At 54.8% G+C, this 25,826-nt stretch carries 21 protein-coding genes; 16 read left to right on the top strand and 5 right to left on the bottom strand.

Annotated elements, in window-relative coordinates:
• Window position 1: 1 nt before the first annotated feature.
• From ACQE3E_RS20515 to ACQE3E_RS20485, 7 genes are all read left to right on the top strand, one after another.
• Window positions 2-2,680, top strand: coding sequence for an MMPL family transporter (locus ACQE3E_RS20515; RefSeq protein WP_427501008.1), 2,679 nt, complete (start codon window positions 2-4; stop codon window positions 2,678-2,680).
• A 70-nt stretch (window positions 2,681-2,750) separates the two neighbouring features.
• The gene (gene motA, locus ACQE3E_RS20510) at window positions 2,751-3,596 is read left to right on the top strand and encodes a flagellar motor stator protein MotA (RefSeq protein WP_064030896.1); all 846 of its coding nucleotides are present in this window, start codon (window positions 2,751-2,753) and stop codon (window positions 3,594-3,596) included.
• A gap of 13 nt (window positions 3,597-3,609) precedes the next feature.
• On the top strand, window positions 3,610-4,545 hold the full coding sequence (gene motB, locus ACQE3E_RS20505; RefSeq protein WP_064030895.1) for a flagellar motor protein MotB: 936 nt from the start codon (window positions 3,610-3,612) through the stop codon (window positions 4,543-4,545).
• A 236-nt stretch (window positions 4,546-4,781) separates the two neighbouring features.
• Window positions 4,782-5,537 (top strand): hypothetical protein, encoded by a 756-nt coding sequence (locus ACQE3E_RS20500; RefSeq protein WP_313730472.1) that lies wholly within the window; start codon window positions 4,782-4,784, stop codon window positions 5,535-5,537.
• Between the two features lie 395 nt (window positions 5,538-5,932).
• Window positions 5,933-6,949 carry a hypothetical protein gene (locus tag ACQE3E_RS20495; RefSeq protein WP_071159249.1) on the top strand — a complete coding sequence of 339 codons (1,017 nt, stop codon included), beginning with the start codon at window positions 5,933-5,935 and terminating at the stop codon, window positions 6,947-6,949.
• A gap of 1,177 nt (window positions 6,950-8,126) precedes the next feature.
• A complete protein-coding gene (locus ACQE3E_RS20490) occupies window positions 8,127-8,480 on the top strand; it encodes a hypothetical protein (RefSeq protein WP_197471687.1) in 354 nt (117 codons plus the stop codon).
• Between the two features lie 292 nt (window positions 8,481-8,772).
• Window positions 8,773-9,249, top strand: coding sequence for a NifB/NifX family molybdenum-iron cluster-binding protein (locus ACQE3E_RS20485; RefSeq protein WP_064024409.1), 477 nt, complete (start codon window positions 8,773-8,775; stop codon window positions 9,247-9,249).
• A gap of 90 nt (window positions 9,250-9,339) precedes the next feature.
• Here ACQE3E_RS20485 and ACQE3E_RS20480 read toward each other — a convergent pair whose 3' ends face one another.
• Entirely contained in the window at window positions 9,340-9,711 is a 372-nt protein-coding gene (locus tag ACQE3E_RS20480) for a hypothetical protein (protein WP_071158798.1), read from the bottom strand.
• A 256-nt stretch (window positions 9,712-9,967) separates the two neighbouring features.
• On the opposite strand from ACQE3E_RS20480, the gene ACQE3E_RS20475 reads away from it, so the two are divergent.
• On the top strand, window positions 9,968-10,297 hold the full coding sequence (locus tag ACQE3E_RS20475; RefSeq protein ID WP_217631690.1) for a hypothetical protein: 330 nt from the start codon (window positions 9,968-9,970) through the stop codon (window positions 10,295-10,297).
• 41 nt (window positions 10,298-10,338) lie between these two features.
• On the opposite strand, the gene ACQE3E_RS20470 is transcribed toward ACQE3E_RS20475, so the two are convergent.
• On the bottom strand, window positions 10,339-13,437 hold the full coding sequence (locus ACQE3E_RS20470) for an efflux RND transporter permease subunit (RefSeq protein WP_313730473.1): 3,099 nt from the start codon (window positions 13,435-13,437) through the stop codon (window positions 10,339-10,341).
• Window positions 13,438-13,576: 139 nt separating this feature from the next.
• The gene (locus ACQE3E_RS20465) at window positions 13,577-14,260 is read right to left on the bottom strand and encodes a hypothetical protein (RefSeq protein ID WP_313730474.1); all 684 of its coding nucleotides are present in this window, start codon (window positions 14,258-14,260) and stop codon (window positions 13,577-13,579) included.
• Window positions 14,261-14,792: 532 nt separating this feature from the next.
• On the opposite strand from ACQE3E_RS20465, the gene ACQE3E_RS20460 reads away from it, so the two are divergent.
• From ACQE3E_RS20460 to ACQE3E_RS20435, 6 genes are all read left to right on the top strand, one after another.
• Complete coding sequence (locus ACQE3E_RS20460) at window positions 14,793-14,996, top strand: hypothetical protein (protein ID WP_064023976.1); 204 nt, start codon at window positions 14,793-14,795, stop codon at window positions 14,994-14,996.
• 428 nt (window positions 14,997-15,424) lie between these two features.
• Complete coding sequence (locus ACQE3E_RS20455) at window positions 15,425-16,144, top strand: pentapeptide repeat-containing protein (protein ID WP_313730475.1); 720 nt, start codon at window positions 15,425-15,427, stop codon at window positions 16,142-16,144.
• Between the two features lie 167 nt (window positions 16,145-16,311).
• The gene (gene hemC / locus ACQE3E_RS20450; protein ID WP_313730476.1) at window positions 16,312-17,238 is read left to right on the top strand and encodes a hydroxymethylbilane synthase; all 927 of its coding nucleotides are present in this window, start codon (window positions 16,312-16,314) and stop codon (window positions 17,236-17,238) included.
• Window positions 17,235-18,017, top strand: a complete 783-nt coding sequence (locus tag ACQE3E_RS20445) for a uroporphyrinogen-III synthase (protein WP_427501007.1) — start codon at window positions 17,235-17,237, stop codon at window positions 18,015-18,017. Before hemC ends, ACQE3E_RS20445 begins: the two co-directional genes overlap by 4 nt.
• Window positions 18,001-19,170 carry a uroporphyrinogen-III C-methyltransferase gene (locus ACQE3E_RS20440; protein WP_426992246.1) on the top strand — a complete coding sequence of 390 codons (1,170 nt, stop codon included), beginning with the start codon at window positions 18,001-18,003 and terminating at the stop codon, window positions 19,168-19,170. Before ACQE3E_RS20445 ends, ACQE3E_RS20440 begins: the two co-directional genes overlap by 17 nt.
• A gap of 12 nt (window positions 19,171-19,182) precedes the next feature.
• Window positions 19,183-20,406, top strand: a complete 1,224-nt coding sequence (locus ACQE3E_RS20435) for a heme biosynthesis HemY N-terminal domain-containing protein (RefSeq protein ID WP_281021505.1) — start codon at window positions 19,183-19,185, stop codon at window positions 20,404-20,406.
• 19 nt (window positions 20,407-20,425) lie between these two features.
• On the opposite strand, the gene ACQE3E_RS20430 is transcribed toward ACQE3E_RS20435, so the two are convergent.
• The gene (locus ACQE3E_RS20430) at window positions 20,426-21,562 is read right to left on the bottom strand and encodes a SpoIIE family protein phosphatase (RefSeq protein WP_427501006.1); all 1,137 of its coding nucleotides are present in this window, start codon (window positions 21,560-21,562) and stop codon (window positions 20,426-20,428) included.
• Between the two features lie 802 nt (window positions 21,563-22,364).
• Between ACQE3E_RS20430 and ACQE3E_RS20425 the strand changes: the two genes are divergently transcribed.
• Together ACQE3E_RS20425 and ACQE3E_RS20420 are read left to right on the top strand one after the other, a co-directional pair.
• Window positions 22,365-22,769 carry a very short patch repair endonuclease gene (locus ACQE3E_RS20425; protein ID WP_426992251.1) on the top strand — a complete coding sequence of 135 codons (405 nt, stop codon included), beginning with the start codon at window positions 22,365-22,367 and terminating at the stop codon, window positions 22,767-22,769.
• Window positions 22,770-22,805: 36 nt separating this feature from the next.
• Entirely contained in the window at window positions 22,806-24,788 is a 1,983-nt protein-coding gene (locus tag ACQE3E_RS20420; RefSeq protein ID WP_426992253.1) for a BbrUII/HgiDII family restriction enzyme, read from the top strand.
• On the opposite strand, the gene ACQE3E_RS20415 is transcribed toward ACQE3E_RS20420, so the two are convergent.
• Entirely contained in the window at window positions 24,785-25,822 is a 1,038-nt protein-coding gene (locus ACQE3E_RS20415; RefSeq protein WP_426992255.1) for a DNA cytosine methyltransferase, read from the bottom strand. The genes ACQE3E_RS20420 and ACQE3E_RS20415 overlap by 4 nt on opposite strands.
• Window positions 25,823-25,826: the final 4 nt, after the last annotated feature.

The raw sequence follows: 25,826 nt of genomic DNA, 5'->3' as shown, positions 1-25,826 counted from the left end.
TATGAACTGGGAACAAGGTTTGCGCAACGCGGTGTTCCGCTGGGGCAATTGGCTGATGTATTCGCCGGGGCTGCTGTTAACGGTGGCGGTGCTGTTGGCCTATTGCGCGATCGAATACACCAGCACGCATTTGAGCGTGAATACCGATACCGCCGAGTTGATCGCGCCGGAGTCGCGGTTTCAGCAAAATCGCCGCAATTTCGAGAAGGCCTTCGGTCAGGAAATTCATACGATGCTGCTGGTGGTCGAGTCCTCCAGCCCGGAATTGACCAAGGCGGCCGCCGCGCGTTTGGCGCGTCAATTGCGGTCCGACACCGAGCATTTCACCAAGGTTTACCGGCCAGACGAAAACGCATTTTTCCAACGCAACGGCTTGCTCTATCTGGATACCGACAAGCTACAGGATTTTTCGGTCACCTTGGCCCAGGCCCAGCCCTTTATCGGCCGAATTTCCACCGATCCCAGCCTGACCGGGTTTTTCTCGATTTTCGAGGACGCGTTGAACGCCGAAACCAAGACCGAGGAAGTGCCCATCGACCTGATTTCGTTGATCGACAAGGTCAGCAACTCTCTGCACAAAACCCTGAACGGCGAAACCGACCTGCTGTCCTGGCAAAAATTGATCGCCGAAAACAAGATCAGCGAAGAGCAATCGGACAAGGCCTTCATCTTCGTTACGCCTAAATTCGATTTCAGCCAGATTCTGCCGGTCGAGCCGGCCATCAACACGATACGCCGGGCGGTAGACAAGATCCAGGACCCCAATCTGCCCAAGGTCAAGGTTTGGATCACCGGCGAAGTCGGCCTGGAACACGACGAAATGGCCGGCATGAGCGAAGGCACGTTCACGGCCAGCATCTTCTCGGTGGTGTTGGTGTGCGGCATCCTGCTGGTGGCTTACCGCTCCTGGCTGCTGATGTTGGCGACGCTGGCGACGCTGGCCTTGGGCATGGTATTTTGCGGATTGTTCGCGTCGGTCGCGGTCAAGCAACTCAACCTGATTTCGGTGGCCTTCGCGGTGTCGAACATCGGCTTGGGCGTTGAATACGCGATCCATTTCTGCCTGCGCTACCGCGACAATCTGGACCTGCACGGCAAGGACAAGACCCAGGCGATACGCTCGGCGCTGCTGGCGACCAGTCCGTCGCTGATGCTGTGCGCCGGCACGACCTCGATCGGTTTGTACGCCTTTATTCCGACCGACTACCAAGGCATCTCGGAATTGGGTTTGTTGGCCGGTACCAGTTTGTTCATCTGTTTGTTCGTGACTCTGACCGTCTTGCCGGTATTGCTGAAAGTCATTCCGGCGCCGCCGTTCCACGATCTGCACGGCGAACAACCCGGCGCCTCCAAGCTGTCCGCCAGCTTGGCGACTTTTACGCTGCATTACGCCAAGCCTATCGCGTTCGCGACGCTGGTTCTGGCGGCGGCCGCGATTTATTTCGTCTTCCAGGTGCAGACCGATTTCAATCCGTTGAATTTGCGCGACCCGAATACCGAATCGGTCATCGCCTTTAAGGATTTGATGAAGGAGCGCGATACCTCGCCGATGACGCTGACCGTGCTGGCCAAGAACGAAGCCGAGGCCCGCGACATGCAAAAGAAATTGACCGCGCTGAAAACCGTCGACAAGACCGTCAGTCTGTTCGATTTCGTGCCGGAGGATCAGGACGATAAATTGGCGATCATCGACGACATGATGCTGACCTTGGGGCCGCAAAGCCAATCTTTTCCGCAATTGAAAGTCGGCTCCGATCCTCTGCCGGCCATCAAGCGAATGATTGCGGCGATCGACGCCAATTTGCCGAAGAAGACCAAGCCTGCCGAAATCGAGTCGCTAAAAACCTTTAAAAGTGAGTTGCAAGACGTGTTGGTCGAGCTGGATGCCCGCTTGCAGCCCGATCGTGGCGTGTTTATCGAAAAAATTCAGACTTCGCTGCTGGGGACCTTGCCGACCGTGATGAACCAGTTGCTGACCGGCTTTCGCGCCGAATCGGTGACGATGGCCAGCATTCCGCCGGAAATCGGCGAACGCTGGTTGAGCAAGGACGGGCTGTACCGGATTCAGATTTTCCCGAAGGAAGACTTGAACGATCTCGACGCTTTGCAAACCTTTATCACCGACGTGCAGGCCGTCGCGCCCGACGCCACCGACCTGCCGGTGATGTATTGGGAGTCGATGAAGGCCGTTATCGCTTCGTTCCAGGAAGCCATCATCATTGCATTGACCGCCATCGCGTTGCTGCTATTGTTTATTCGGCGCAGCATCGTCGATACGCTGCTGGTCATGGCGCCGCTGGTCTTGGCCGGCTTGTTCACGATGGCGACCACCGTGTTTACCGGCACGCCGATCAACTTCGCCAATATCATCGCGCTGCCTTTATTAATGGGCTTGGGTGTCGATAACGGAATACACATGGTCGAGAAACTGCACCACTCCTTGTCCGAGGAGCAAAACATTTATCAGTCCAGTACCGCCCGCGGCATGTTCTACGGTGCGTTGACGACGATTTCCAGCTTCATCGGTCTGGCGTTTTCGCCGCATCAAGGCATCGCCAGCATGGGTTTGGTCATCACGATAGGCATTTTTTGGATCATGACCTGCACCTTCGTGGTGTTGCCGGCCCTCAGCAAATTGGTGTTGAAACCGGTCGAACCGCTGCCGGCGCCATCGGTTTAGCGGGGCGAGGCCAACGCGTAGCCGGCAAAATCCATCGCTTGAATGTTCTAGTTAACTTTTAGGGGCAACAATGTTCGTAATCATTGGTTATGTAATCATCCTGGGCTGCGTACTGGGTGGTTTCTTGATGGCCGGCGGACATCTCGGGGTGCTGTGGCAGCCGGTCGAGGTGTTGATCATCGTCGGTTCGGCGTTTGGCGCCTTCCTGGCCAGCAACTCGCTGACGGTCAGCAAGGCGGCCATGGCCGGCGGTACCGCCACCTTGAAGGGCAGCACCTATACCAAGGAATATTACATGGAGCTGCTGATGAGCTTTAACGCGCTGAGTCAAAAAGCCCGTAAGGAAGGCTTGTTATCCCTGGAAAAAGTGGTGGACGATCCGGAAGGCAGCTCGATCTTCGGCGAAAAAATCGTCCACGACCATCATTTGATGGAATTCATTTGCGACAAACTGCGCTTGATTCTGACCGGCGTCGACGTCAATCAGCTCGAGGACATCATGGATGCCGAGATCGAAGTCCATCATGCCGAAGGCAACGAACCGATCAAGGCCGTCCAAAAAGTCGGCGACGGCATGCCGGCCTTCGGTATCGTCGCGGCGGTGATGGGGGTGGTGCATACGATGGAGTCGGTCGGTATTCCGCCGGCCGAGCTGGGTAAATTGATCGCGGCGGCCTTGGTCGGTACCTTTCTCGGTATCTTGGTGTCTTACGGCTTTATCGGCCCGGTGGCGTCGGTGATGGAAGCCCGCCTGGAAGAAGAGAGCAATGCCTACAAATGCACCCAGAAGGGCTTGCTGAATTGCGCGAAAGGTACGTCGCCGGCCATGACCGTCGAATTTATGCGTACCACGATTCCGCACCACTCTCGGCCCGACTTTGCCGAACTCGAAGCGGCCTTGAAAGCCGGCAAGTAAAGGGTAATCCGCGATGGCCGAACAACCGATAATCATCAAGAAGGTCAAGAAAGGCGGTCACGGCGGCCACCACGGCGGCGCCTGGAAAATCGCCTATGCCGACTTCGTGACGGCGATGATGGCGTTTTTCTTGTTGATGTGGTTGCTGGGTTCGACCGACGAAGCCACCAAGAAAGGGATTTCCGAGTATTTCCAAAACCCGTTCGGCGTGGCGATGAGCGGTTCCGGCGTCGGCGACCGCGCCAACATCATCAAGGCCGGCGGCTCGGATTTGGCCTCCAAGGATGTCGGTCAGGTTCACATGGGCGAGGACAAGCCGCCACCGCCGGCGCCGCCTTCACCCGAGGACATCGAAAAATTGGCCGAGGAACAGGAAAAGCAAAAGCTGGAAAAATTGCAGGAAAAAATCGAATCCATGCTGGATGCCAATGCCAAACTGGCCGAATACAAGGATCAAATCAAACTGGAAACCACGCCGGAAGGCCTGAAAATCCAGATCATCGATGCTCAGAACCGGCCGATGTTCAAGCTGGCCAGCTCCGGGATTGAAACCTATGCTCAGGCCATCCTGCGCGAATTGGCGCCGGTGATCAACGAATTGCCGAATAAGGTGACGATCAACGGTCACACCGACGCCTTGCCGTTTCCCAGCAACCGGAGTGGCTATTCCAACTGGGAGCTGTCCAGCGATCGGGCCAACGTGGCGCGCCGGGAGCTGACCCAAGGGGGGTTGGGCGAGGAGAAGGTACTGCGGGTGGTGGGGCTGGCATCGAGTATTTCCTACAACGTGCAAGACCCGACCGATCCGATGAACCGGCGTATTTCGATCATCGTTATGAACAAGAAGACCGAAAACCAGGTGCTGCACGACGGCGCGGAGGACCTGCCGGCCTTGCAAAATGTATCTCCGGCGATACAGCAAAATACCAAGATCGGGCCGACTTCCTGACGGCCGAACGGATTTTCGTCCCGAAGTATGAAAAGAGGGGCGAAGCGACTTCAGCCGGGATCGAAGACGTTCCGGCGCCGAACCGTGTATTGCAACGGATTTTTAGGGCCACCCGTTATGACGCCGCTGCATCGCCCCGGAAAATGAAGCTTCGTGCCGAAGAACAACACCCAATTTCGACAAAGCGTCGTTCCCGTCCTGACTTTCCACGCGAAATCCGGCTGAAGTAGGTCGCAATGCAATGGCTCAAAGCTCTGGCCTGCCAAGCCGCCGCACTCGTCCTGGCCGCTTCGTTAAATCGCTACTGGCCGCAACCGCTAGGCTGGCTGTTACTGATCCAGGCCGCCGCCGCCGGAGTATTCTCTCGTCTGCTTCGCCAACCCAAGTGGTGGCTGCCTATCCATTTGGTCTTCCTGCCGGCGCTGGTACTCGCTACGACTCTACAATTGTCGCCGGTCTGGTACTTGGCCGGATTTTTGGTCATGCTGCTGGTGTTTTGGGGGACGTTTCGCGGCGACGTGCCGTTGTTCTTGTCCTCGCCGGCCGTGGCGCTGGCGCTGGCGGACATTGCAAAAACAGAGGGGGCGAAAACCTGCGTCGAAATCGGCGCGGGCGTCGGTAGCGTCGCGCTGCCGCTGGCGCGGCAGTGTCCCAAACTGAGGATTGCCGCCTGGGAGCGAGCGCCACTGCCCTGGCTGCTGGCCCGCTGGCGCTGTCGCGGTCAAGCCAATGTCGCGGTCCAACGTTGCAACCTCTGGCAACAGTCCTTGGCCGAATACGACTTGGGTTACGCCTTTCTGTCTCCGGCCGTGATGATCCAAATCGGCGGCAAAGTCCACGCGGAAATGCGCCCCGGCAGCCTGTTCGTTTCCTCGTCGTTCGCTATTCCGGATTGGCTGCCTGAAACCGTCGTCGAACTCTCCGATCCCCACCGCACCCGCCTATACTGCTACCGCCTGCCCGAGCTTGGTGGACCGGGAGGAGTAACATAAACGGTGAGTTACGCCGATGACGTTTTAGAGCCGCGCTGAATTTTGGGGATGGCGGGTTTCGACCCAAGGCGAAAGTTCGTGTATTTATCTTGAATGCCGGTTTAAAATTTATATCAGCCATTCAAATAATAAAAGTTGTAGGGTGGATAAGCGAAGCGCCATCCACCTATTTGCGTTCCTATGGTGGATGGAGTTTCGCTTATCCACCCTACGGCCCTGATCAATGACTTTAACCTACCCAAACCCCGTATTTGTCATGATTTCTAAGTACTTCTATGCTGTGTGCGAAGCGAACAACTTTGAAAAGCCCGGTGCGGTAATTCCGCACGCCGGGATTTGTGAGGGGGCAGTCGGGCAACTGGCTGTTCTACCTTGATGATATTGCGAGAAAACATATGCTCCTAAAAAATAGAGAAATACTTAATCCCTATTTCTCTGGCAATGACAGCGCCTCAAATCAGTACAAGAATGGCATGATATCTGCCATTAGTGATCTTTCAAATTGCCTAAATGAAAGGGAAATGGAAGATTTAATAAAAAACAAACTACAACTCTTTTCTAGTTCACTTAATGAGCCGCAATATTTGCAATCGGCATGTGAACTAGTCATTTGCTCATATCTAGCAAAGTTATATAAAAATGCGTTTAAGTATGAGCTACAAGTAAACCCGCCAAAGGATGTTGATTGCTCATTTACTGAGAGTGGCATCCAGTTCAACGTAGAGATTAAGTGTGCGGATTTCTCAAAGAGCAACCGAATTAACGAAGAAGACGGTTATAAAATTGGGTTTCTTGGCCGAAATCCAGACGTTGACGCAGTATTCAATGATCTTGCCGGTGCATTTCAAGCAATTCCTGATGGAAAGCCTTTAATAAAGCAGCAGCACATGGACAACAAATTAAAAGACTATCTTCAGTCTGCACACGGAAAATTCTCTCAGCAATTAAGAGAAGACCATTTGAATGTTTTAGCCATTTGCTGCGACACGCCACTGGATATACAGAAATGGTTTGGATACATGTATGAAAATCAAGGGCTTTTTACTAATGATTCCTTTTATGAAAAGGAAAATTACAATCTTGTTGATATTGTATTCATAACAAATCTATACCATCGGCATTATTTATATAGGAGCAAAGACAAAATATCTAACCATTGGCTCCTCGATAAATCATTTAACTTAGTTTTCTCAAATCCGCACAGGCTCTTAGATAAAAAATCATCCATATTGCGATTTTGCGACATAATGCCAAATTACTCACATGAACTTTGCAAATATCAAGTTCCAGGCGATGCTGAAGACTATGTAAAAAATTCAATAAGAATTCCTCACTTCGTAGGAGATGAGCTTGAAGCGAAAGGTATTTTTCATTTCCAACCAAACTCAGAGATCACGGCGGAAAATATTTAACAAATCGCACCATGAGATATTATACAACCCACAAATATTACACTGCCCTTTAACTCGTCGTTAAGCGGCTGCTTTTAGGTGCTAAGCGCTTAGCAATAAGTTGAGGGGTATGTGGTCTTTTCCAATCCACATCGTCATAGGGCCGTAGGGTGGATAAGCGAAGCGCCATCCACCTATTTGCGTTCCTATGGTGGATGGCGCTTCGCTGAGCGGGACGGGGTATGTACCCCGTCCTGAACGTTTCAAGCCAGTTTGAAAGTCAGTTGAACGTTACGGACGGATTGAATAATCCGTCCCGCATCCCGGCTCTGCATCCCACGCCAAGTTATGAGCGGTTATTGATGATGTTTTTCTATAGACAAACCATCCAATGCCATCTCGCCGCGTATCCAGCCAACTGAATGCCGGCACCTATTACCTGACGCTAACCGTCCCACGTTGGTATTACCTGTTCGATCGCTTTGATCGTTGGAAAATATTGGCGGATTCGTTCCGTGAATGACAACAATATGCTCATTCACAGCCATTTGGCTTGTAAAGCGAAGGGAGGGTTTTGGTCGATCAGAGCCTTACCTTTTCCTTGCCCTGAGACTGCCACACGGCGTACCGCGTTGGGTTTCGACCGGATGAACGGAATGTCGGTCATAGGCTGGGTTGGCTAAACTGGATTGCATGGTTCTCGGCTAGTTTCCGCTTGCAAGGCGCTGATAGTTGAGTTTATTGTCGCGTGAAGCGTCGCCTGCTCGGAGCGCCGCTATTCGGACGGTTATCGTTGCGGGCGGAATTCGTGGCCTTGCGATAGAGGTTCTCGCGCGGCAATGGGAAACCGCGCGAACTTGAACGCTTGGTATCGCGCGGAGTCCGGAGTCGCCGATTGGGGGAATGGGGTGGTCCGGCAATTGCCGTCCGCGGCGGACAAACTCCGCCGCCCCGATGCGGGCTTTGCTCCCTCTGCTGTCTATCCTCTGCCTGGGCGATCGGGACTTCGGCACCTCCGGCCGCATTTCAAAACGGGTGGCGACTCGGGACTCACCCGCCACTGTAACCATTCAAACATCGCGCTCGCGGCCGGCTCTTGTTTGTTACAAACACAACAAACAAATGCAATCTTTTTGTCGTTAAATCAATCGCTTATAAAGTGGTGTAAAATATGAATTAAGCACGTTATGCAAAAATAATGTTGCGTTCGCTTGCTTATCAATTGTCGGTATTTATGTCTGAAATCATTCTGTTCCCCGTTCCGGACAGGCAACAAAAATCGGAGCTCGATGCGGTTATCGACGATGCGCTAAAGGCCATTCCGAAGAACGACAGAGAGAAACTGAGATTTGAATTGATTAAAACGATAGACGGCTTCGATACCTTTTTCACCGAGTGGTCTTTGAGTTTGCCTGAAGATAGCGATGAAACGTTGAGAAAACAAATCTACGATATTGCGCATCAGGAACATGATCGAAAAATGCGTATGCTGAAAGAAATTATGCGCTTAAAGATTAAAGTGCTGGTCGCGGAATATCGCCAGCGAAAGTAATCTGGTGATTTTTGGTAATTTCACCTGTTATTTTGGAGGCGATTGCTAATACTAATTATCGTCGATAGCAGGATATTAACTTAATCCTAAAAAGAGCAGTTTGGCGATGAAAAATTCCGTTCGTCCTGAGTTTGTCGAAGGGCGCGCGGGATTTTTCATTCACCCGTTTGGCGAGTGTATTGCGAGCCGTCCATGCTTCGACGTTGCTCAGCACGAACGGCCCGCAATACACGCCAACTGTCCTTTTTAGGTTAATCGTTTTCGAGTCAAAATAGTCTTTGAGGAGTGTTATATGAGTCAACTTGCCGAAGTAAATTGTGTTGCGGAGCTTGATGTCGAAGCCGATAAGTTGCTGGTGGCGTTTGCAAGCTCGGATGGGGAAATTATCAATCAGCATTTCGGCTCGTCGTCAGGCTTTCACGTGTACAGTATCGATGCCGATAGCGCGATTCCGTTGGCGGCTAAATCGTTCGGCAAGGAGCTACGCGACGGTAACGAAGACAAGCTGAAACCGAAACTGGCTTGGTTGAACGGCTGCGATTTGGTCTACTGCGGCTCGGTTGGCGGCTCCGCGACCAACGAGTTGATCAAATTGGGCGCGCATCCAGTCATCGTTAAAGGCGGGCCGGATATTGAAGAAGTGGTTGCCGAGATACAAAAAGAATTGGCCGGTACCTTGTCTCCGCTGCTGGAGCGCATTTTTAAACAAAAATCCGGTAAAGATCAGGGCCGTTTTGACGAGATGGCGGACGAAGAATGGGATGAATAAAATGACGTCCGGTCATTTGAATTAAATGCCTTTTAAACTTCTAATATTTGCCACGCTTTCGAGTTGATCGCTAGCGTGGCAACGCTGAATTTATTCAATATCTCCCGCCAGAGCGGCGTCCACCGCTCGCAAAATATAATCATTGTCGCGAATATGCCGGGCAAGCTCTATGATTTCTTCATAGGCATAATGGTGTAAATTGAAACTGATTCGGTCGATTTGCTTGTCGTCAATAAAAATGTCCAGTATCAAAAGCGCCGACGTGTCGTGCGGGTGAGCGTTATCGAGCACCTTGACGCTGGATACGATTTTCATGTGTTCATCGATTGGGTTGATATATCGCAACGACGATAAATGTTCGATTTGTACCGGGCTTAATTCGTTATGACTGTTGCTCATGAGGCGGAAATAATGGCTGGCTCTATGGATTTGGAGATATTGCAAAAGCAAAGCCCATGCCATGTCTTTTGGGTTTGTCCGTCGCCCAAAACCCCGCGTGCCCGGATACAAGTGTTCCGGGCGGTTGTCTCCGCGTATCGACGGTGCCGAACTTGCATCTTTAGGCAATCCCTGTAAAGTTGGCGACGCTGAAATCGTTTCGATTTCAAGCGGGTACGCGCGTTGGGTTTAGACGGCCATTCTCCGGACTACCCGTCTTATAGCGGTTGCGCGCGACCGAAAAATTATAATAACAACAGCAACCGAGAGGTTTGGATTCATGAGTTTGGAAACCAAGTTCAGCAATGCGCAGTTGCGGCGCATCAATTTACAATCGATTCTCTATCTGTGTTCCTGTCCGTCGCAAGTCGGCGTGCAGATCGACAGCCTGCGCAAGCTGTACGAATATCAAGCCGATTGCGCCGAGCGCGGCCGTAGCGAATTGCAAAGCCAAGTGCACGAACGCATCGCCGAGGCCACGTTGGCCGCGCATCGGATCATGGAGGATTGCCTGCAGGATGTGTTGAGCCTGGAGGGCTGGGACCCGCTGACGCTGGAAATGCCGGAAGGCTTGCGGACCCTGCTGGAACAGGAAATCGACGGCGGTTGAGGGTGCGAGAATGACCGCGCCGGTCCGCCGTCGACCAACCGTTAAACCTGCGGCTCGAATTCCACCGAAAAGCGGCCGTAGCGTTGCAGGATCGCCGGCATCAACAGTAAATTCAATAGCGTCGATGACGCCAGGCCGCCGATGATGATCGCTGCCATCGGTCCCATGATTTCCCGGCCCGGGTTGTCGCTGTCGAAGGCAATCGGCAACATTGCCAGCGCGGTGACCAGCGCCGTCATCAAAATCGCGGGCAGGCGCTCCTGGGCGCCGCGGACCAGGGTCGCCTGATTCCAAACCTGGCCTTCGAATTCGATCAAATGCCGGTAATGCGAAATCAGCATGATGCAGTTGCGCACGGTGATGCCGAACAAGGTAACGAAGCCGACGAAGGAGCCGACCGACAGGGTGGCGTCGGTGACGACGACGGCCGCGACGCCGCCCAACAGTGCGAAGGGTAGATTCAGCAAGGTCAGCAGCATGTGGCGCAGGCTGCCCAGGGCGATGTACACGAAAATCAGCACGCCGACTCCGGCCAGCAAGGCATGCACGACCAACGACTCGCGGGCGTCGGCCTGCTCCATGGCCGCGCCGACGAATTGCGGATGGGCGCTGCCGGTCCAGGCGATTTCGCTGTTGACCCGGCGTTTCAGTTCGGCGACGAACTCGTCCATGTCTCTATCCTCGACCTTGCAAGTCACGGTCTGTATACGCTGCGCGCCTTGATGCAGGATGTTGTACCGACCTTCGCCGTGGCGGATGTCGGCGATGTCGCCGAGCAACACCCGCTGACCGTCGGCGTTTTTCAACGGCAGTTGCCGCAGGAATTCCGGGTCGTTGCGCTTGTCCGGCGGCAAGGTCACCGCCACGTTAAAGATCCGGTTGCCCTGGATGTGCTTGCCGACGATGCGGCCTTCGTAGGCGGTTTGCAGGGTCGTCATCACTTGCGCGGGGCTGATGCCGCGAAACTTCAGGCGCTCGCCGTCGAGTTGGATTTGCAGCGTCGCGGTGGCCGGCGGCGAGCGCATCTGAATGTCGGCGGCGCCGGGGATGCCGGCGATCAAGGCCGCCAATTGTCGGGCCTTGCCGTCGAGTTCGTTCAAGTCGTTACCGTACAGATTCACGACCACCGGTGCGGTATAACCGGAAATGGTTTCGTCGACCCGCTCGGTTAAAAAGGTGTTGGCTTCGAAGCCGATGCCGGGAAATTGTTCCAGCACGTCGCGCAGGCTGTCCAAAACCCGTTGTTGCTCGCGGCCGGACAGCGGTTTCAATCGCACTTCGTATTCGCTGTAATGGCTACCGTAGGTGTCGGCGCCACGTTCGGCCCGGCCCGCCCACTGCGACACCGACTCGACGCCTTCGATGTCGGCGAATTGTTCGCTCAATAAGGCGCCCACCCGCAATGATTCCTGCAACGAAGTGCCCGGCGCGCTGGCGGTATGGACGATGAAGTGACCTTCGCGCAATTCCGGCAGAAATTGATGATCCAACTGTAAAAACGCCGCCAGACCGGCCGCGCAAGCGATCAGGCCGATGCCGGCCACGGCGTTGAAATGGCGAGTGGTCCACAGCAAATGTTTGGCGTACCAGGGTTTCAGGCGCTTGATCAACGGCGGCTCGGCGGTGTCCGGCAGGCGCCGCCGCAGCAGCAGGTGGCAGAGCGCCGGGGTCAGGGTTAGCGCCACCAGCAGCGACATCATGATCGCCAGAATGTAGGACACGCCCAGCGGCGCGAACAAACGGCCGCTAACGCCGGCCAGGGTTAACAGGGGCACGAACACCAGCGCGACGATGAAGCTGGCGTAAACCACCGAGCCGCGTACTTCCAAGGAAGCGTGGTAGATGACTTCGTCGCTGGGGTCGGGGTGAATCTTCAGGCGGTTTTCGCGCAGGCGCCGGAAGATGTTTTCGGTGTCGATGATGGCGTCGTCGACGACTTCGCCCAACGCAATGGCTAGTCCGCCCAGCACCATGATGTTTAAATTCACGCCGCAAGTCAGCAACACCAGGGCGGCGGTCAGTAAGGACAACGGAATCGCGGTAGCGGCGATCAGCGCGCTGCGCAAATCGAACAAAAAGCCGTACAGCACCAACAACACGAAGGCGCCGCCGAGCAACAAATGGCCGGCTAGATTGTGCAGCGAGGTCTCGATGTAGTCGGCCGGCCGGAACAGATGGGCGTGGAAGGCGATGGCTTGTTGCTCGAACAGCGGTTGAAACTCCTCGAGCACCGTTTCGACTTGCCGCGACACCGACAAGGTGTTGGCGCCGTACTGGCCGATGATCATCATCACGATGGCTGGCTGGCCCTGGATTTGCGCGGCGCCGATGGCCGGGGCGGGCGCATAGCCGACCTCGGCGACATCGCCGAGCAAAATGTTGCTGCCGTTCAAACGCTTGACCACCAACTGTTCGAATTGGCGCGGATTGCTCGGTTGACCGCTAAGCTGCAGCGAAAAGCGCTGATTGCCGTTGTCGATGAAGCCGGCGCCGCTGATTTCGCTGGCGCTGGCGGCGGCGTTGACCACTTCGTCGACCGACAAGTTGTAACGCTGCAAGGCCGCCGGCAGCAGCTGGATTTGCAATTGTTGAATGTCGCCGCCGAACACGTTGACATCGGCGACGCCGGGTACCGCCAGCAGGCGCGGCACCAAGGTCCAATCCACCAGGCTGCGCAATTCCAGCAGCGATTTGCCGCCGGCCCGCAAGCCTATCGTCATCACGGTGGCGGACGACGACGACAGCGGCAGCGGAATCGGCGTACCGACTCCGGCCGGCAAGCGCTGAGCGATGCCGGTCAATCGCTCGCCGACCAACTGCCGGTTGCGGTACACGTCGCTGCTTTCCTCGAAGGTAGCGGTGACGATGGACAGGCCTTGTATCGATTGCGAGCGCAAGTTTTTCAGGCCGATCAGGCCGCTAACGGCCTGTTCGATCTGCTGGCTGACCAACACTTCCACTTGCTCGGCGGCCAGGCCAGGCGCTTCGGTTTGGATGATGACTTGCTTGGGCGCGAACTCCGGAAAAATGTCCAGGCCGGCATTGGCGAAGCGATAGCCGCCGTAGCCGAATAGCAGCAGGGCCAGCGCGATGACGATGCCGGAATAGCGGATGGAAAAACGGACCAGGAGTGCGAGCATGTTTGAGCGGCGGTTGGCGAATCGGCTATTTTGCCTGTCCGATCGAATTTGGTCCACGCCAGCCGCGCGTAATCGCTGACCGGCGCGGTGGCTTGTTCCGAGCTAAATGGATCGTTCAGCGGGAAACCGCTCGAAAACGCTAGGCGGCCCGGCGCGATTTGGTGTTAACCGCGCCGATGCCAAGTAGCGCCGAGCCCATTAACCAGATCGCGCCGGGCAACGGCACCGTGCCGATGCCGCCGTTATCGATAGGCGTGGCCGGGTCGCAGTATTTGACGAAAAATTCGGCACCCGCGAATAGATAGTCCCGGCTGCCGGTGTCCATGACGCCCAACGTCGCGCTGAAGGTGTTGGCCCCGCTCAAGGATAAAAAGTCGGTAATGTCCAATTCCAGGTATTGTTTCAAACCGCCCACTTCAAACCAGTCGGCGCTGATCGGCTCGCCGTTGATCGAGGTGATGGCGGCATATTCGCGCGTGTCCAGCAGACCGGAATTGAACAACAACGCGTCCGCGACCAATCGGGTATCGTCGCGCAGCCAGACCCGCAAGCGGGCGCGTTCGATATAGACGGTATCGAGCCGATAATCGAAATTCAAGCTGAGATTGTCGTTATCGGCGTTGTCGTCGGCCACAGACATCAACGTGCCGTGCTTACCGCCGAACAGGGTTTGAGTCAGTTCCAGAACGTCGCACGGGAACACTTGGTCGCAGCCTAGCGGACCGAAATCTTGCCCGTTGGGCCCTGATATAGCGGAGGCCGAGGTTGGCGATGCGGTGAGTGTCGACGAGAGTAACAGCGCGGCGGCGCTTAATGTCTTCATGGGTATCCTTGCTAAATGGACGGAAACAGTGCGACTCGTCAGGCGCCGGGTTTGCGCTCCGAGTCGTGCGTTCTGATAGTTTAGAAGAGACTGGGAGGATGTATAACAACCGGGCGCCGTTGAGGGGCTGGGCGTTTAGTCGGCCCCTCGTGCGCGGCCCGCACGGCAAGGGCGGTCAAGCATGCGCGGAATCGAGGGATCTTATTTTTCACCGCGATAAAACCGCCGGTGTTGAAATCGCCGCGAGCCATCGTTTTACGTGATGCCGGCTCTAAGAGGCCGCCCGCGCTTCCCAGGTATTGAGCCGGAGGGGTTTCAGCCGAAAGGCTCGGTGGCCGTTCGGAGAAAGTGCCGAAAATACGACAGTTTGTCAGTGAAAAATCAGACAGCGTAAACAATGTGGGCGACCGTAGACTGTCAGCGTGGGGGGAATCCCGATCGCGAGCGCTAAGCCTCGCGACGGAGGCGGCAAGGATGGGAACCTCGCCACGCCGGCGGAGCCTTAGAAAATAACAATTCGGAGGATGCAATCATGTCAACCTTAACGTCATTTCGGCAAAACGATATTTCCCATGCCGCGTTTTTGGACGCGTTGAGCGGCGAATTCATCGCGCGCACCGGTTGCGGCGTTTACGTTTACCTCAATCCGCAGGACATACACCGCCTGTTCGACGACTACCGCCAGCACGGCGCCTCGATACGCGACATGGTCAGGCCTTGGATACGCGGAGCTTAGCGGATTTGCAGGCCGCAATCGCCGCGCGAAGCGGGTTTAAGCCGCTTTATGCGATGAAGGTCGTTGGAAATGCCGAGGCTGTGCCGGTGTCGGAGCGCTAGCGATCATGGTTAAAGCCCCGCTTGCGCCGTTGACTTCCATTCGCCGGGCGATGCAGTGATTTCGGGATTGCTAGCCGACTGGTATTGGCCGGCTACAGCTTTCGCGGCCGAGCGGAAAGCCGGGTTCAATGCCAGGTCCGCAGCCTGCGAATCCATCGCGGCCGGCGCGATGCTTTGGGGTTCGCGAAGGCTGGCTGCCCGAAAGTAGGTTTGGGCGGCGCCGAGATGCGGTCAAAGGCGATACGGGGATTTTTTCCCTTGCCAGTGGTCCTGGCGCTTGTTAGGGTTGGCTGGCCCGAATGGCGGGCGTTCGGAACAGGTGGGCATATGACGATTGGGGTCTGGCGTGTCGCGCTTGCGGCGGTCGCTTGTTCGGTGTTTATCCCCGACTTGGCGGTCGCCGCCGAGATGACACGCGAGCAAGTGGCGGCCGAGATTTCCGGCGCTACGCAGCGTCCGAAATTGACAGGCAAGGATTTGTCGGGACTGGATTTGTCCGGCTTGGATTTTCGCGGCGCGGATTTATTTTCCGCCAATCTGGACGCTTGCCGCTTGGATGGCGCGAACTTGGCGAATACCAATTTAAACCGCGCGCAGTTGCGCGGAGCGAGCTTGCGCCAAGCGACGTTGGTTGGAGCCAGCCTTTACGCGGTGGTGTTGGACGGTGCCGACTTAAGCGGCGCCGATCTGAGTGGCAGCCGTATCATCGGTTTGTTGAACGGCGTAAATCTGAGCGGTGCGCTGCTGAGGCGTGCCAATTTGGGCGCGGATATGGCGAATCAGGGCATGGCACCGGCTCGGGTCGAAATGAACAACGCCAAACTGCGCGGCGCGGACCTCAGCGATGCCAACCTGATGCACGGGATTTTGAGCTACGCGCAATTCCAAGGCGCCAATTTACGCCGGGCCAATCTGCGCTGGGCCGATTTAGCGGGCGCCAATCTGAGCGACGCCGACGTCGACGGCGCCGATTTCCGTAACGCCAATTTCGACGGCACCAGCCTGCGCGGCGTCAAGGGCGCCGGTTCCGCGGCGGGCATGGACTAACGTGTCCCTCGCTCGCTTACATTCCTCTCGACGCTCTCCGGCGGCACGTTTGCTCGTGTTCCGGAAAGCAACTTCTAAAGACCTTCCCGTTCGAATCGGATTACAATAGCGGCTATTTACGTTTAACCCCGGTATCGCCCAGCCGATGCCGATAGTCAGGAGCGCAATTGGCCGACAGAATCATTCGTATCGCGACTCGACAAAGTCCGCTGGCTTTGTGGCAGGCGGAACATGTCGCGGCCCGGCTCCAACAAGCGTTTCCCGGATTGCGTACCGAATTGGTCAAGATGGTGACGCGCGGCGACAAAATTCTCGACGCGCCGTTGGCCAAAGTGGGCGGCAAGGGCTTGTTCGTCAAGGAATTGGAGCAAGGGATGCTGGACGGCGCGGCCGACATCGCGGTGCATTCGATGAAGGATGTACCGGTGGAATTTCCCGAAGGGCTGCATCTCGCCGTGATTTTGGAGCGGGAGGACCCCACCGACGCCTTCGTTTCCAATCGCTACCGCGATTTGGCCGAATTACCGGCCGACGCTCGCATCGGCACTTCCAGCCTGCGTCGCCAATGCCAAATCAAGGAAAAATTCCCGAAGGCCGAGATTCTCAGCCTGCGCGGCAACGTCAACACTCGGCTGGCTAAACTCGATGCCGGCGAATACGACGCGATCATTCTGGCGTCGGCCGGCCTGAAACGCTTAGGATTGGCTGAACGGATCAGGGCGCCGCTGACGCCGGAGCAAAGTCTGCCGGCGATGGGGCAAGGCGCGATAGGCATCGAGTGCCGCAGCGACGATGTCGAAATACACGACTATTTAAAAGTCCTTCACGACGAGACCACCAGCATACGGGTCACCGCCGAGCGAGCGATGAATGCCCGTTTGAATGGCGGCTGTCAGGTACCGATCGCCGGGTTTGCCGAAATTCGCGGCGAAAGCCTGGTGCTGCGCGGTTTGGTCGGCAGTCCGGACGGTTCGGTGCTTTACCGTGCCGAAGCCGAAAGCGGTTTGGCGGACGCCACGGCGCTGGGCGAACGAGTCGCCGACGCATTGCTGGCGCAGGGCGCGGACCGAATTCTACGCGAGCTGTATCAGTGACGCCGGGTTTGCGCGGCGCCCGAATCTTGGTCACCCGGCCGACCGCGCAAGCCCAGCGTTTATGCGGTTTGATCGAAAGCGCCGGCGGACAGGCTATCCGGTTCCCGGTCCTGGAAATAGTCGCCGAGGCGTTGGCCGAGCCTAGTCTGCAATTGGCCGCCGCTAGCGACTGGCTGATTTTTACCAGTACGAATGCTGTGGATTTTGCTATCGCCGCGTTCGGTGGCAAAATGCCCGGCTTGCATCGGCCGAGGATTGCCGCGGTGGGCGAGGCGACTGCCGGGGCTTTGCGCGCGGCGGGATGGCCCGTCGACTGCGTGCCGGCCAGCGATTTCAGCAGCGAGGGCTTGCTGGCCGAGGCGCCGATGCAGGCGGTCGCCGAGCAGCGATGTGTGATCGTGCGCGGAGTCGGCGGTCGCGAAAAACTGGCCGAGGCATTGCGCGCTCGCGGTGCCGAGGTGGCGTATTTGGAGGTTTATCGGCGGGTCAGACCCGCTACCGATACGACGGAACTCATCGCGGCGTTGGCGGCGGGCCGCTTGAGCGCCACAACGATGACCAGCCTGGAAGCCTTGGAGAATCTGCTGGCCATGTTGGACGAAACCTCGGTGGCGGCGTTGCGGGCCTTGCCGTTGGTAGTGGTCAGCGAAAGGATAGGCGCGGCCGCGACGGAACTCGGATTTTCCAGCGTGGCGGTGTGTCGGCAACCGGCCGACGCGGCGATTTTAGAGACCTTGACGACGATATTGAACGGGGAAAACAGTGGCGGAAGTAACTGAAGAACAACAACAAGAAAATCAAACCCCCACCGTGGTGGTAAAAAAGTCTCTCGCCGGGTTGTGGATAGGTATCGTCGCGATTCTATTGGTGATTGGCTTGGCGGCGGCCGGCTTTTATTTCTTTCAGCAATTGCGGGCCAGCCAGGACACCGAAAACAATCAGGACAATCTGAAACTGATTGAAGTCGATAAGGAAATCAACGGTTTGCAGGATCAGTTGTCCGGCCTGCAGTCGCAGCTCGCCAATCTGAACGCCGAAATGACCGGCAAGGACAATCACTTTACTCAAACGCTGACCGATTTCTCCAAACTCCATGAGGAAAGGCTGGAAACCGCCCGCAAGGAACTGGAAGCTTCGATTCAAGTTTTGCAACGGCAATTGGGTAAGACGCGTGGCGACTGGTTGTTGGCCGACGCCGAATACTTGCTGACCGTCGCCAACCAGCGTCTGCATCTGGTCGGCGACGTCCACACCACTCGCGAAGCGCTGGAAGCCGCCGACCAACGTTTGCGGGAAAGCGGCGACGCGGCGGTTTTCAAAGTACGCGAGCAAATCGCCAAGGAACTGGCGCTGCTGAATAGCGCGACAGTGCCGGACATTGTCGGCATTTACGCCGGTATCCAGCACTTGCAGGACGCGGTCGAAGGTCTGTCGGTATTTTTGCCGCATGCCGGCAAGCAGCCGGAAAAGGCCGAGCCGAATAATGACTTGTCCGAAAACGGTCATGAAATTCTCCAGCAAGTCGCCAAGCAATTGGAAGGTTATGTCGTGTTACGCCATACCGAGCAACCGGTCAACGCCATCCTGACGCCCGAGGAAGCGCATTTTCTCAAGCAGCAGTTGAAGGTCCGGCTGGAAATGATCGAAATCGCCTTGGTTCAGCAGAACGACACCTTGTTCGCCAGTAGCATCGCCGACGCCAAGCAATGGCTAAAGAAAAACTTTGCCGAGGGCCAAAAGACCGAGCAATTCGTCGCCGAATTGGACAAACTCGCCGCCGTGCAAATCCGCAGCCAATATCCGGACGTTTCCGGCTCGTTGAAACTGCTGAAAGACATCGGCAAGCTGCGCCTGGAAACCGACAAGGCTATTATCACCGGCGCGCCCGCCGAACCGGCCGCCCAACCCGCCTCCGGCAACGCTCAGCCATAAGCGAGTACAGTCATGAAGAATCTGATGTATTTTCTCGGTTCGCTGCTGACCGCCGTTCTGGTCGCGTTTTTATTGCATAGCTGGCTGGCCGAGCATAACGATCCGGGTTACGTGCTGATCGGCTTTGGGCATTGGTCGTTGGAAACCTCGCTGACCGTGTTTACCGTCGGCCAGGTCCTGGGTTTTTTCGTGTTGTACAGCCTGTTCCGGCTGTTGGGCGTGCTCGTTCGGATGCCGGCGCAGATTAGCAAACGCCGGCGGACGATTCGCTTCAATCGCTCGCAAGAGGCGCTGGTCGCCGGTTTGGTCGACGCGGCCGACGGCAATTGGGAAAGCGCCGAAAAAGTCTTGATCAAGCACGCCGCGCACAGCGGCGCGCCGCTGCTGCACTATCTGACCGCGGCGCGGGCAGCGCATTCGCGCGGGGCGATGGATAAACGCGACGAATATCTGAAGAAAGCCGCCGAGCAATCGGCCGACAGCGATTTGATCGTCGGTCTGACCCAGGCGGAACTGCATTTGTCGGAGAAACAATTCGAGCAAGCCCTACAAGCGTTGGGCAAGCTGCATTCGATCAATCCCGGTCACGCCAGGGTGTTGAAAATGATGCACCAGGCCTATCAGCATTTGGGCGACTGGGAAGGCTTGAGCAAACTGTTGCCGACCTTGCAACAGCACAAAATCCTGATGGAAGCCGAAGTCAAATTGTTGGAAACCGAAACCTACAGCCGTTTGTTGAAGCAGGCCGCCGCCAGCAACGACGAACCCGCGATCGCCGCCTGTTGGGCCGACGTACCCAACCACATCAAAGTCGTGCCGGGTATCGCCAATATCTATTTCGCGGCAATGATCGCCGTCGGCGCCGGCGTTCGCGTCGAAGACGCCATCATGGCGCAACTCGCCAAGCATTGGGATGAAACCCTGCTGGCCCTGTACGCAACGGTGGATACTGGTGACGACGCCAAGCAATTGCAAGGCGTCGAGCAATGGCTGGCGGTTTATCCGAACAGCGCGGTATTGTTCCAAGTGCTGGGCCGTCTGGCGCTGAAAGCCGGCCAGATGGAAAAAGCCGAGCAGTATCTATTGAAAAGCCTGCATATCGAGGCCAGCGTGGCCGCTTACCAGTTGCTCGGCGAAGTGTTTTTCGCCAAGGACGACAAGGATCAGGCTTGCGACTACTTCAAACGCGGTATCGAACTGGCCGCCAACGAAATGATCAGGGGCTTGAACGCCTGACTGCCAATCGGCCTCGGCGTTATCCGCAGTTAATCGTCATACAGGAAATGTCGTCGGCGACATTGCAGTCGCCGATATGCGCGGTCAACGCTTGCGTCAATTCGGCCACCCGGCGCGCCGGCGGCGCGGCGGCGGCAATTTCCAGCAGCCTTTCCCGGCCGAAGGGCTGACCCTCGCCGTTTTCGGCGGCAATCAAACCGTCCGAATACATCAACAATTGGCAGCTTTGCGGCCAATGCCAGACTTCGCAGCGATCGCTGAACTCCCTGTCGTTGACGGTTCCGGCCGGCGGGTGGCGCGACTCGAAGCGGAACAACGGCTGGCCGTCGCCGTCCAGCGCTAGTAAGTCCGGCAATCCGCCGTTCCACAATTCGATAGAATTTCGCTGGCTGTCGACGATGCCGACCGCGATGGCAACGGTGTGCCCCGGCGGCATCTGCACACCCAGCAAGCGGTTGATTTCCCGAATAATCACGGTAATCGACAAGCCTTTCTTGGTCATCGATTGAAAAGCCTGATGAATGATCACGGTGGGCAGCGCCGCCGCCAAGCCTTCGCCGCAAGCGTCGGCCAGCAGAAAATAGATTTGGCCGCTACTGATGCGCCGCGCCGACAGCAGGTCGCCGCTGAAACGCTGGGCCGGCATCAGCCACACCGCCAGGCTGCGGTCGTTCAAATCGTTTTGGCGGGTCATGCGCTCGATCAAACCCTGCAAAAACTGCTGTTCGGCTTCGTTTTGGTCGCGATAGGCCTGCAGTTGCCGGCTGTCTTCGACGATGCGCTTTTGCATCGCCACCGAGCGTTGCGCCGACAGCAGTTTGGCGCTGAGCACCGCTTGGTTGAAGGGTTTGGGCAAATAGTCGTCGGCGCCGGCCTGCAGGCCATTGACCACGTCGTTGATTTCGGCCAGCGCGCTGATCGCGAAGATCGGCACCCAACGGTCGGTCGCCTCGGCGCGGATGGCCCGGATCGCATCCAGGCCGTTCATTCGGGGCATCATGATGTCCATCAATATCAGGTCGGGCGCTTCGCGCCTGAACACGTCAACCGCTTGTTCGCCATCCTCGGCCAACACCACTTGGTGCTGCATCCTGGCCAGCAGTTTTTGCAGCAAGATACGGTTTTCCAGAACGTCGTCGGCGACCAGGATTTTCATCGGCGGTGGGCTTGGCGGTAAAGCGGGAAGTCTAGCCTAAACCCGCCGCCTATCCCACATCCCATCGACCTTTTTAATCGCTTCTTCATCCAGAGCCGGCCCAGAAAAATTGAACGGCCGCTTAATTCAACTTTGTCAGATTTAAGCAACGCCGTCATGCCCGCCGGGATGCGGCCATCCAGTGCCATGGATGGCAAGCTTCGATCCGTCCGTGGGGTCTGGATTTCGGCAATCCCTGCCGAAATGACGAGCACTACCGAGAATCTGACAAGGTAAAATTAAGCGAAAAACTTTGCGACTTTTGAACGCCCGCCCGGACCGCGCCACGGCGCGGAAAACGTCCAAAAAACCGAGAAGAAAACATTCGCCGGCCTTCGAAGCCGGCGTGGCGTTCGGGACTTGGCCGGCGATAAAATTCCGGCCTAATGAACTCAGGCATTCGAGGTTGATTAGTATTGGATGGTCGATAGACAAAAGCCGTGAAGCGAGCGGGTGGCCGAGGTATGCGGAAAGTCCGCCAAGTCCGAATCGCTGAAGGGCGGTCTGCAAGCCCTACGCGCGAAAATCGGTCAACTCATGTGGGGATGTCTATTCCAATTCAAATCAGCCACCGGTTCCGATTCAAACCCTGCCATCGATTCCGATACATTACATCAGGATTGAATGGCCGCTTCTGGACTTGGCAAATTGGCGCAATCGCTTAGCATTGCTTAAAGGAGATGACTATAATTTGGCGTCAAACGGGAGTTAAATCGATTTTTGTTAATGATTCTTAGCCACCTAACTTAGCCGCGTAATTATTTTGGACATAATTACCAAAGAAAAACGCGGCGAAATCATGAGCAAGGTTCGGAGCAAAAACACCTCTCCGGAACTTGCCGTGCGCAAATTGACTTTCTCCCTCGGCTATCGATATCTCCTGCACGCCAAAAACCTGCCCGGCAAGCCGGACTTAGTTTTTCCGAGCCGTAAGAAGGTTATCTTTGTGCATGGCTGTTTTTGGCATGGTCACGATTGCAAACGCGGGACCGTACCGGCGACGAACAAAGAATTTTGGCTTCCGAAGCTGGAAAAGAATAAAGTACGCGATGCAGAAACGTTCGGCAGACTCGATAGCATGGGTTGGAAGGTTTTGGTTATTTGGCAATGCCAACTGAAAGACAAAGATGCTTTAAAAACAACAATAATCAATTTTTTAAATACTTAGTCGTCGGCGCGACGCGCTATTGTTAAGGATAATTTAATGACGGAATTCGCTTTTAAAATCGATTTGAACGTGTTGAATCATTTGGGATTGGGGTTATACAGCAGCACGCCGGCTGTTTTAACGGAAATCATCGCGAACGCCTACGATGCCGAAGCTACGGAAGTGACTATTTCCATCGATAAAAGTCAGCATATCATTACCATTGCGGACAATGGTCACGGTATGTCCGAAGACGATTTGCAAGACAAGTTTTTAAACGTCGGTTATGCAAGGCGGAATTTTTCCGACTTTACGATTAACAAGAAGCGGCGCGTGATGGGTAGAAAGGGTATCGGAAAATTGGCTATGTTTTCGCTGGCCGACGTTGTCGATATTTCAACCAAGCAAGAAAGTAAAGAGGCGATAGGGGTTTCGGTAAACGTACCCGAACTAAAAAGCACTATTAACGAACACCAACCATATAGGCTTAATTCCATAACACCTTCGACTAAGCTGGATGGCTCTCACGGAACGGTTATTCGGCTATCTCAATTGAATAAATCGATTATCTCGACGACGGAATCCAATTTAAAACTGCGGCTGTCCAGGCGCTTCAGCATCATCGGCAATAGCGGCGAGTTGCCATTCGAGATTTACATTAACGAGGACAAAGTCACTATCGCCGACCGAGGTTTTCATGACGACGTGCAATTTTTCTGGAGCTTCGGTGGCGTCGAAGCTGACGACAATTTAAAACTGTGTAAGAATCTCGCCGTCGATAAAGAGACGAAAGCCCAAAGAATAATGGTGCTCGATCCTTCGGTACCGCATGACTCCGACTTGGTGCTTCGGGGTTATATCGCCTCGGTCACCAAGCCGAAACAGTTGAAGGAAAAGGACACCAATATCAACCAAATATCGATTTTCGCTAACGGCCGCGTTTTTCAAGAGGATGTGTTGCCGATATTAAGTAATAGTGATCATTTCAATAGCTATTTGGTCGGTGAAATACACGCCGATTTTTTGGATCAAGACGAGGTAGACAGGGCAACGGCCAGCCGGGAAGCCATTAAGCAGAACGACCCTAAATTTATGGGATTGCTCGGCCATTTAAGAACGCAGATGCAAAAAGTGGCTGGCGCCTGGGACGATTGGCGTAAAGCTCTCGGGTACGAGAATTTGCCGGATAAAAATCCGTTTGTGGAAGACTGGCTTAACAGTCTTACCGACAAGCGGGATAGAAAATCGGCCGAACGCTTGATCATGAGTGTTTACAACAATCAATTCTCTTCCAACCAAGAGCAAAACGACGAATACAAAAAGGATTTATATCGAAGTACGATTATTGGATTCGAGAAACTTAAGGCCAAGAAACAGTTGGCAAGACTTGAAACGATCAGCAGTGTTACCAGCCCCGAGTTTCAAGCGATATTTCGCTCGTTGGACGATATGGAGGAAACCTATTATTGGGACATCACCAATAATCGCCTGCATATCATCGAAAAGTTCAAAGATATCGTCGATAAAAAAGAGCTTGAGAAAGTCGCGCAAGAATATCTATTTGAGCATTTATGGCTTCTCGATCCGACTTGGGACAGAATTAAAGGCTCCGAGCATCTTGAATTGACGCTGACCGATGAATTAAAGAAAGCGAAACCGGATGCGGACAGCGGAGCCAGAATCGATATAGCTTATCGAAACAGCGCTGGTCGTCAGATTATTATCGAACTGAAAAAGCCGGGCATTACGCCGGATTTCTATAAGTTATTGAAACAGGCTAAGAAATATAAAGATGCCGTCAAACAGTTTCTTATCGATCACCCTGATACTTTTCACGGCTCGGTAGATGCTATCGATATATGCCTTCTGCTCGAAAAGGACGTTGCGATGGATGAGGATCAAAAAAACATGCTTCAGAGTGCCAATGCCAGAATCGTTACCTATAAAGGCTTAATAGAAAATGCATTCAGGGTGTATCAGGAATATTTGAATGCACATCAAAAAGCCTCGAAAATCGAGCAATTGGTGCAAAAAATCTAATCGACGGATTCTAAATGTTTCAAGATGGCTTCGCCTTGCTGTCGAATAAATTCCGGGGGTAAGGCATTGCCTATCATTAACGCCGCCGAGTCTTTGCCTCTGCGCAGAGAAAAATAGTAATCTTTAGGGAAGGTTTGCAGTAATGCTGCTTCCCGTAAAGTGATAGCTCTGTTTTCTTCGGGGTGCAAAAAGCGACCTTTCGACGGATTGTGGCATCCGCCAGTTATGGTCGGTGATACGTCGTCCCAACGCATTCTGCCGTAGACGTCCCTAAAACCGTCCGGATAACGCTTATGGCATTCCAACCAATATTCCTGCGGTAAATCCGATCTGCTGCCGCCGTTTTTGGGAATCAAAGAAATCAGCTTACCGACCTTTTCAGACCTTATTTCAGGCAAGTCGTGCAGCGGATCGCCGCTTTCCCCGGCTTTCGGTAACCAGGCGATAGCCTCCTTTACAATGGCTTTAGTTTCAGCAGGTTTCGGTTGTTCGACCGTACCAAATCGACTGGCCGTAAAAATCATGCGTTTACGTCTTTGAGGGACGCCGTAATCGGCAATATCATCGATACGTAAACTTGAATCACCGATCCGATAGCCCAAGTCCCCAAGTTGTGCGATTGCATCGGTCATTCTTGTATCTTTCGCAAGTGTTGGGACATTTTCCATCATTATACATTTGGGCAGAAACACTTTTACCCAGCGAACAAATTCGAAAACAAGATCGTTACGTCGATCGTCTACACTCGATTTTTTGTTTCTGGTTCTCAGCGACGAGAAACCTTGGCAAGGCGGACAGCCTGCAAGTAAGGATAATTCTCCGGGCTTCAACCCCAACGCAGACATGACTTCAGCCGGCGATAGGTTGCAAATATCGTCTTCCAGTAACAGGGTTCTTTTGTGGTTATGGCGGTAGGTTTCGGCTGCAATGTCCAGCAGTTCAACACCTGCAAGCACGCGAAAACCAGCTTGTTCAAGCCCGCATGTCAGCCCGCCTGCACCGCAAAATAAATCGATTGCTGTGTGATTTTTCATAACC

It is taken from the genome of Methylomonas sp. MED-D, assembly GCF_050276835.1.
Lineage (GTDB): Bacteria > Pseudomonadota > Gammaproteobacteria > Methylococcales > Methylomonadaceae > Methylomonas > Methylomonas koyamae_A.
The sequence above is the reverse complement of the archived record's forward strand: the minus strand, read 5'-3'. Positions and strand labels throughout refer to the sequence as shown.

Excerpts from the sequence above, each read along its gene's own strand:
- ACQE3E_RS20435 (WP_281021505.1), top strand. The coding sequence starts at position 19,183 with ATGAAGAATCTGATGTATTTTCTCGGTTCGCTGCTGACCGCCGTTCTG.
- ACQE3E_RS20485 (WP_064024409.1), top strand. The coding sequence starts at position 8,773 with ATGAGTCAACTTGCCGAAGTAAATTGTGTTGCGGAGCTTGATGTCGAA.
- ACQE3E_RS20490 (WP_197471687.1), top strand. The coding sequence starts at position 8,127 with ATGTTGCGTTCGCTTGCTTATCAATTGTCGGTATTTATGTCTGAAATC.
- ACQE3E_RS20500 (WP_313730472.1), top strand. The coding sequence starts at position 4,782 with ATGCAATGGCTCAAAGCTCTGGCCTGCCAAGCCGCCGCACTCGTCCTG.
- ACQE3E_RS20430 (WP_427501006.1), bottom strand. The coding sequence starts at position 21,562 with ATGAAAATCCTGGTCGCCGACGACGTTCTGGAAAACCGTATCTTGCTG.
- motB (WP_064030895.1), top strand. The coding sequence starts at position 3,610 with ATGGCCGAACAACCGATAATCATCAAGAAGGTCAAGAAAGGCGGTCAC.
- ACQE3E_RS20455 (WP_313730475.1), top strand. The coding sequence starts at position 15,425 with ATGACGATTGGGGTCTGGCGTGTCGCGCTTGCGGCGGTCGCTTGTTCG.
- ACQE3E_RS20420 (WP_426992253.1), top strand. The coding sequence starts at position 22,806 with ATGACGGAATTCGCTTTTAAAATCGATTTGAACGTGTTGAATCATTTG.
- ACQE3E_RS20470 (WP_313730473.1), bottom strand. The coding sequence starts at position 13,437 with ATGCTCGCACTCCTGGTCCGTTTTTCCATCCGCTATTCCGGCATCGTC.
- ACQE3E_RS20515 (WP_427501008.1), top strand. The coding sequence starts at position 2 with ATGAACTGGGAACAAGGTTTGCGCAACGCGGTGTTCCGCTGGGGCAAT.
- ACQE3E_RS20495 (WP_071159249.1), top strand. The coding sequence starts at position 5,933 with ATGCTCCTAAAAAATAGAGAAATACTTAATCCCTATTTCTCTGGCAAT.
- motA (WP_064030896.1), top strand. The coding sequence starts at position 2,751 with ATGTTCGTAATCATTGGTTATGTAATCATCCTGGGCTGCGTACTGGGT.
- ACQE3E_RS20480 (WP_071158798.1), bottom strand. The coding sequence starts at position 9,711 with ATGGCATGGGCTTTGCTTTTGCAATATCTCCAAATCCATAGAGCCAGC.
- ACQE3E_RS20475 (WP_217631690.1), top strand. The coding sequence starts at position 9,968 with ATGAGTTTGGAAACCAAGTTCAGCAATGCGCAGTTGCGGCGCATCAAT.
- ACQE3E_RS20465 (WP_313730474.1), bottom strand. The coding sequence starts at position 14,260 with ATGAAGACATTAAGCGCCGCCGCGCTGTTACTCTCGTCGACACTCACC.
- ACQE3E_RS20415 (WP_426992255.1), bottom strand. The coding sequence starts at position 25,822 with ATGAAAAATCACACAGCAATCGATTTATTTTGCGGTGCAGGCGGGCTG.
- ACQE3E_RS20460 (WP_064023976.1), top strand. The coding sequence starts at position 14,793 with ATGTCAACCTTAACGTCATTTCGGCAAAACGATATTTCCCATGCCGCG.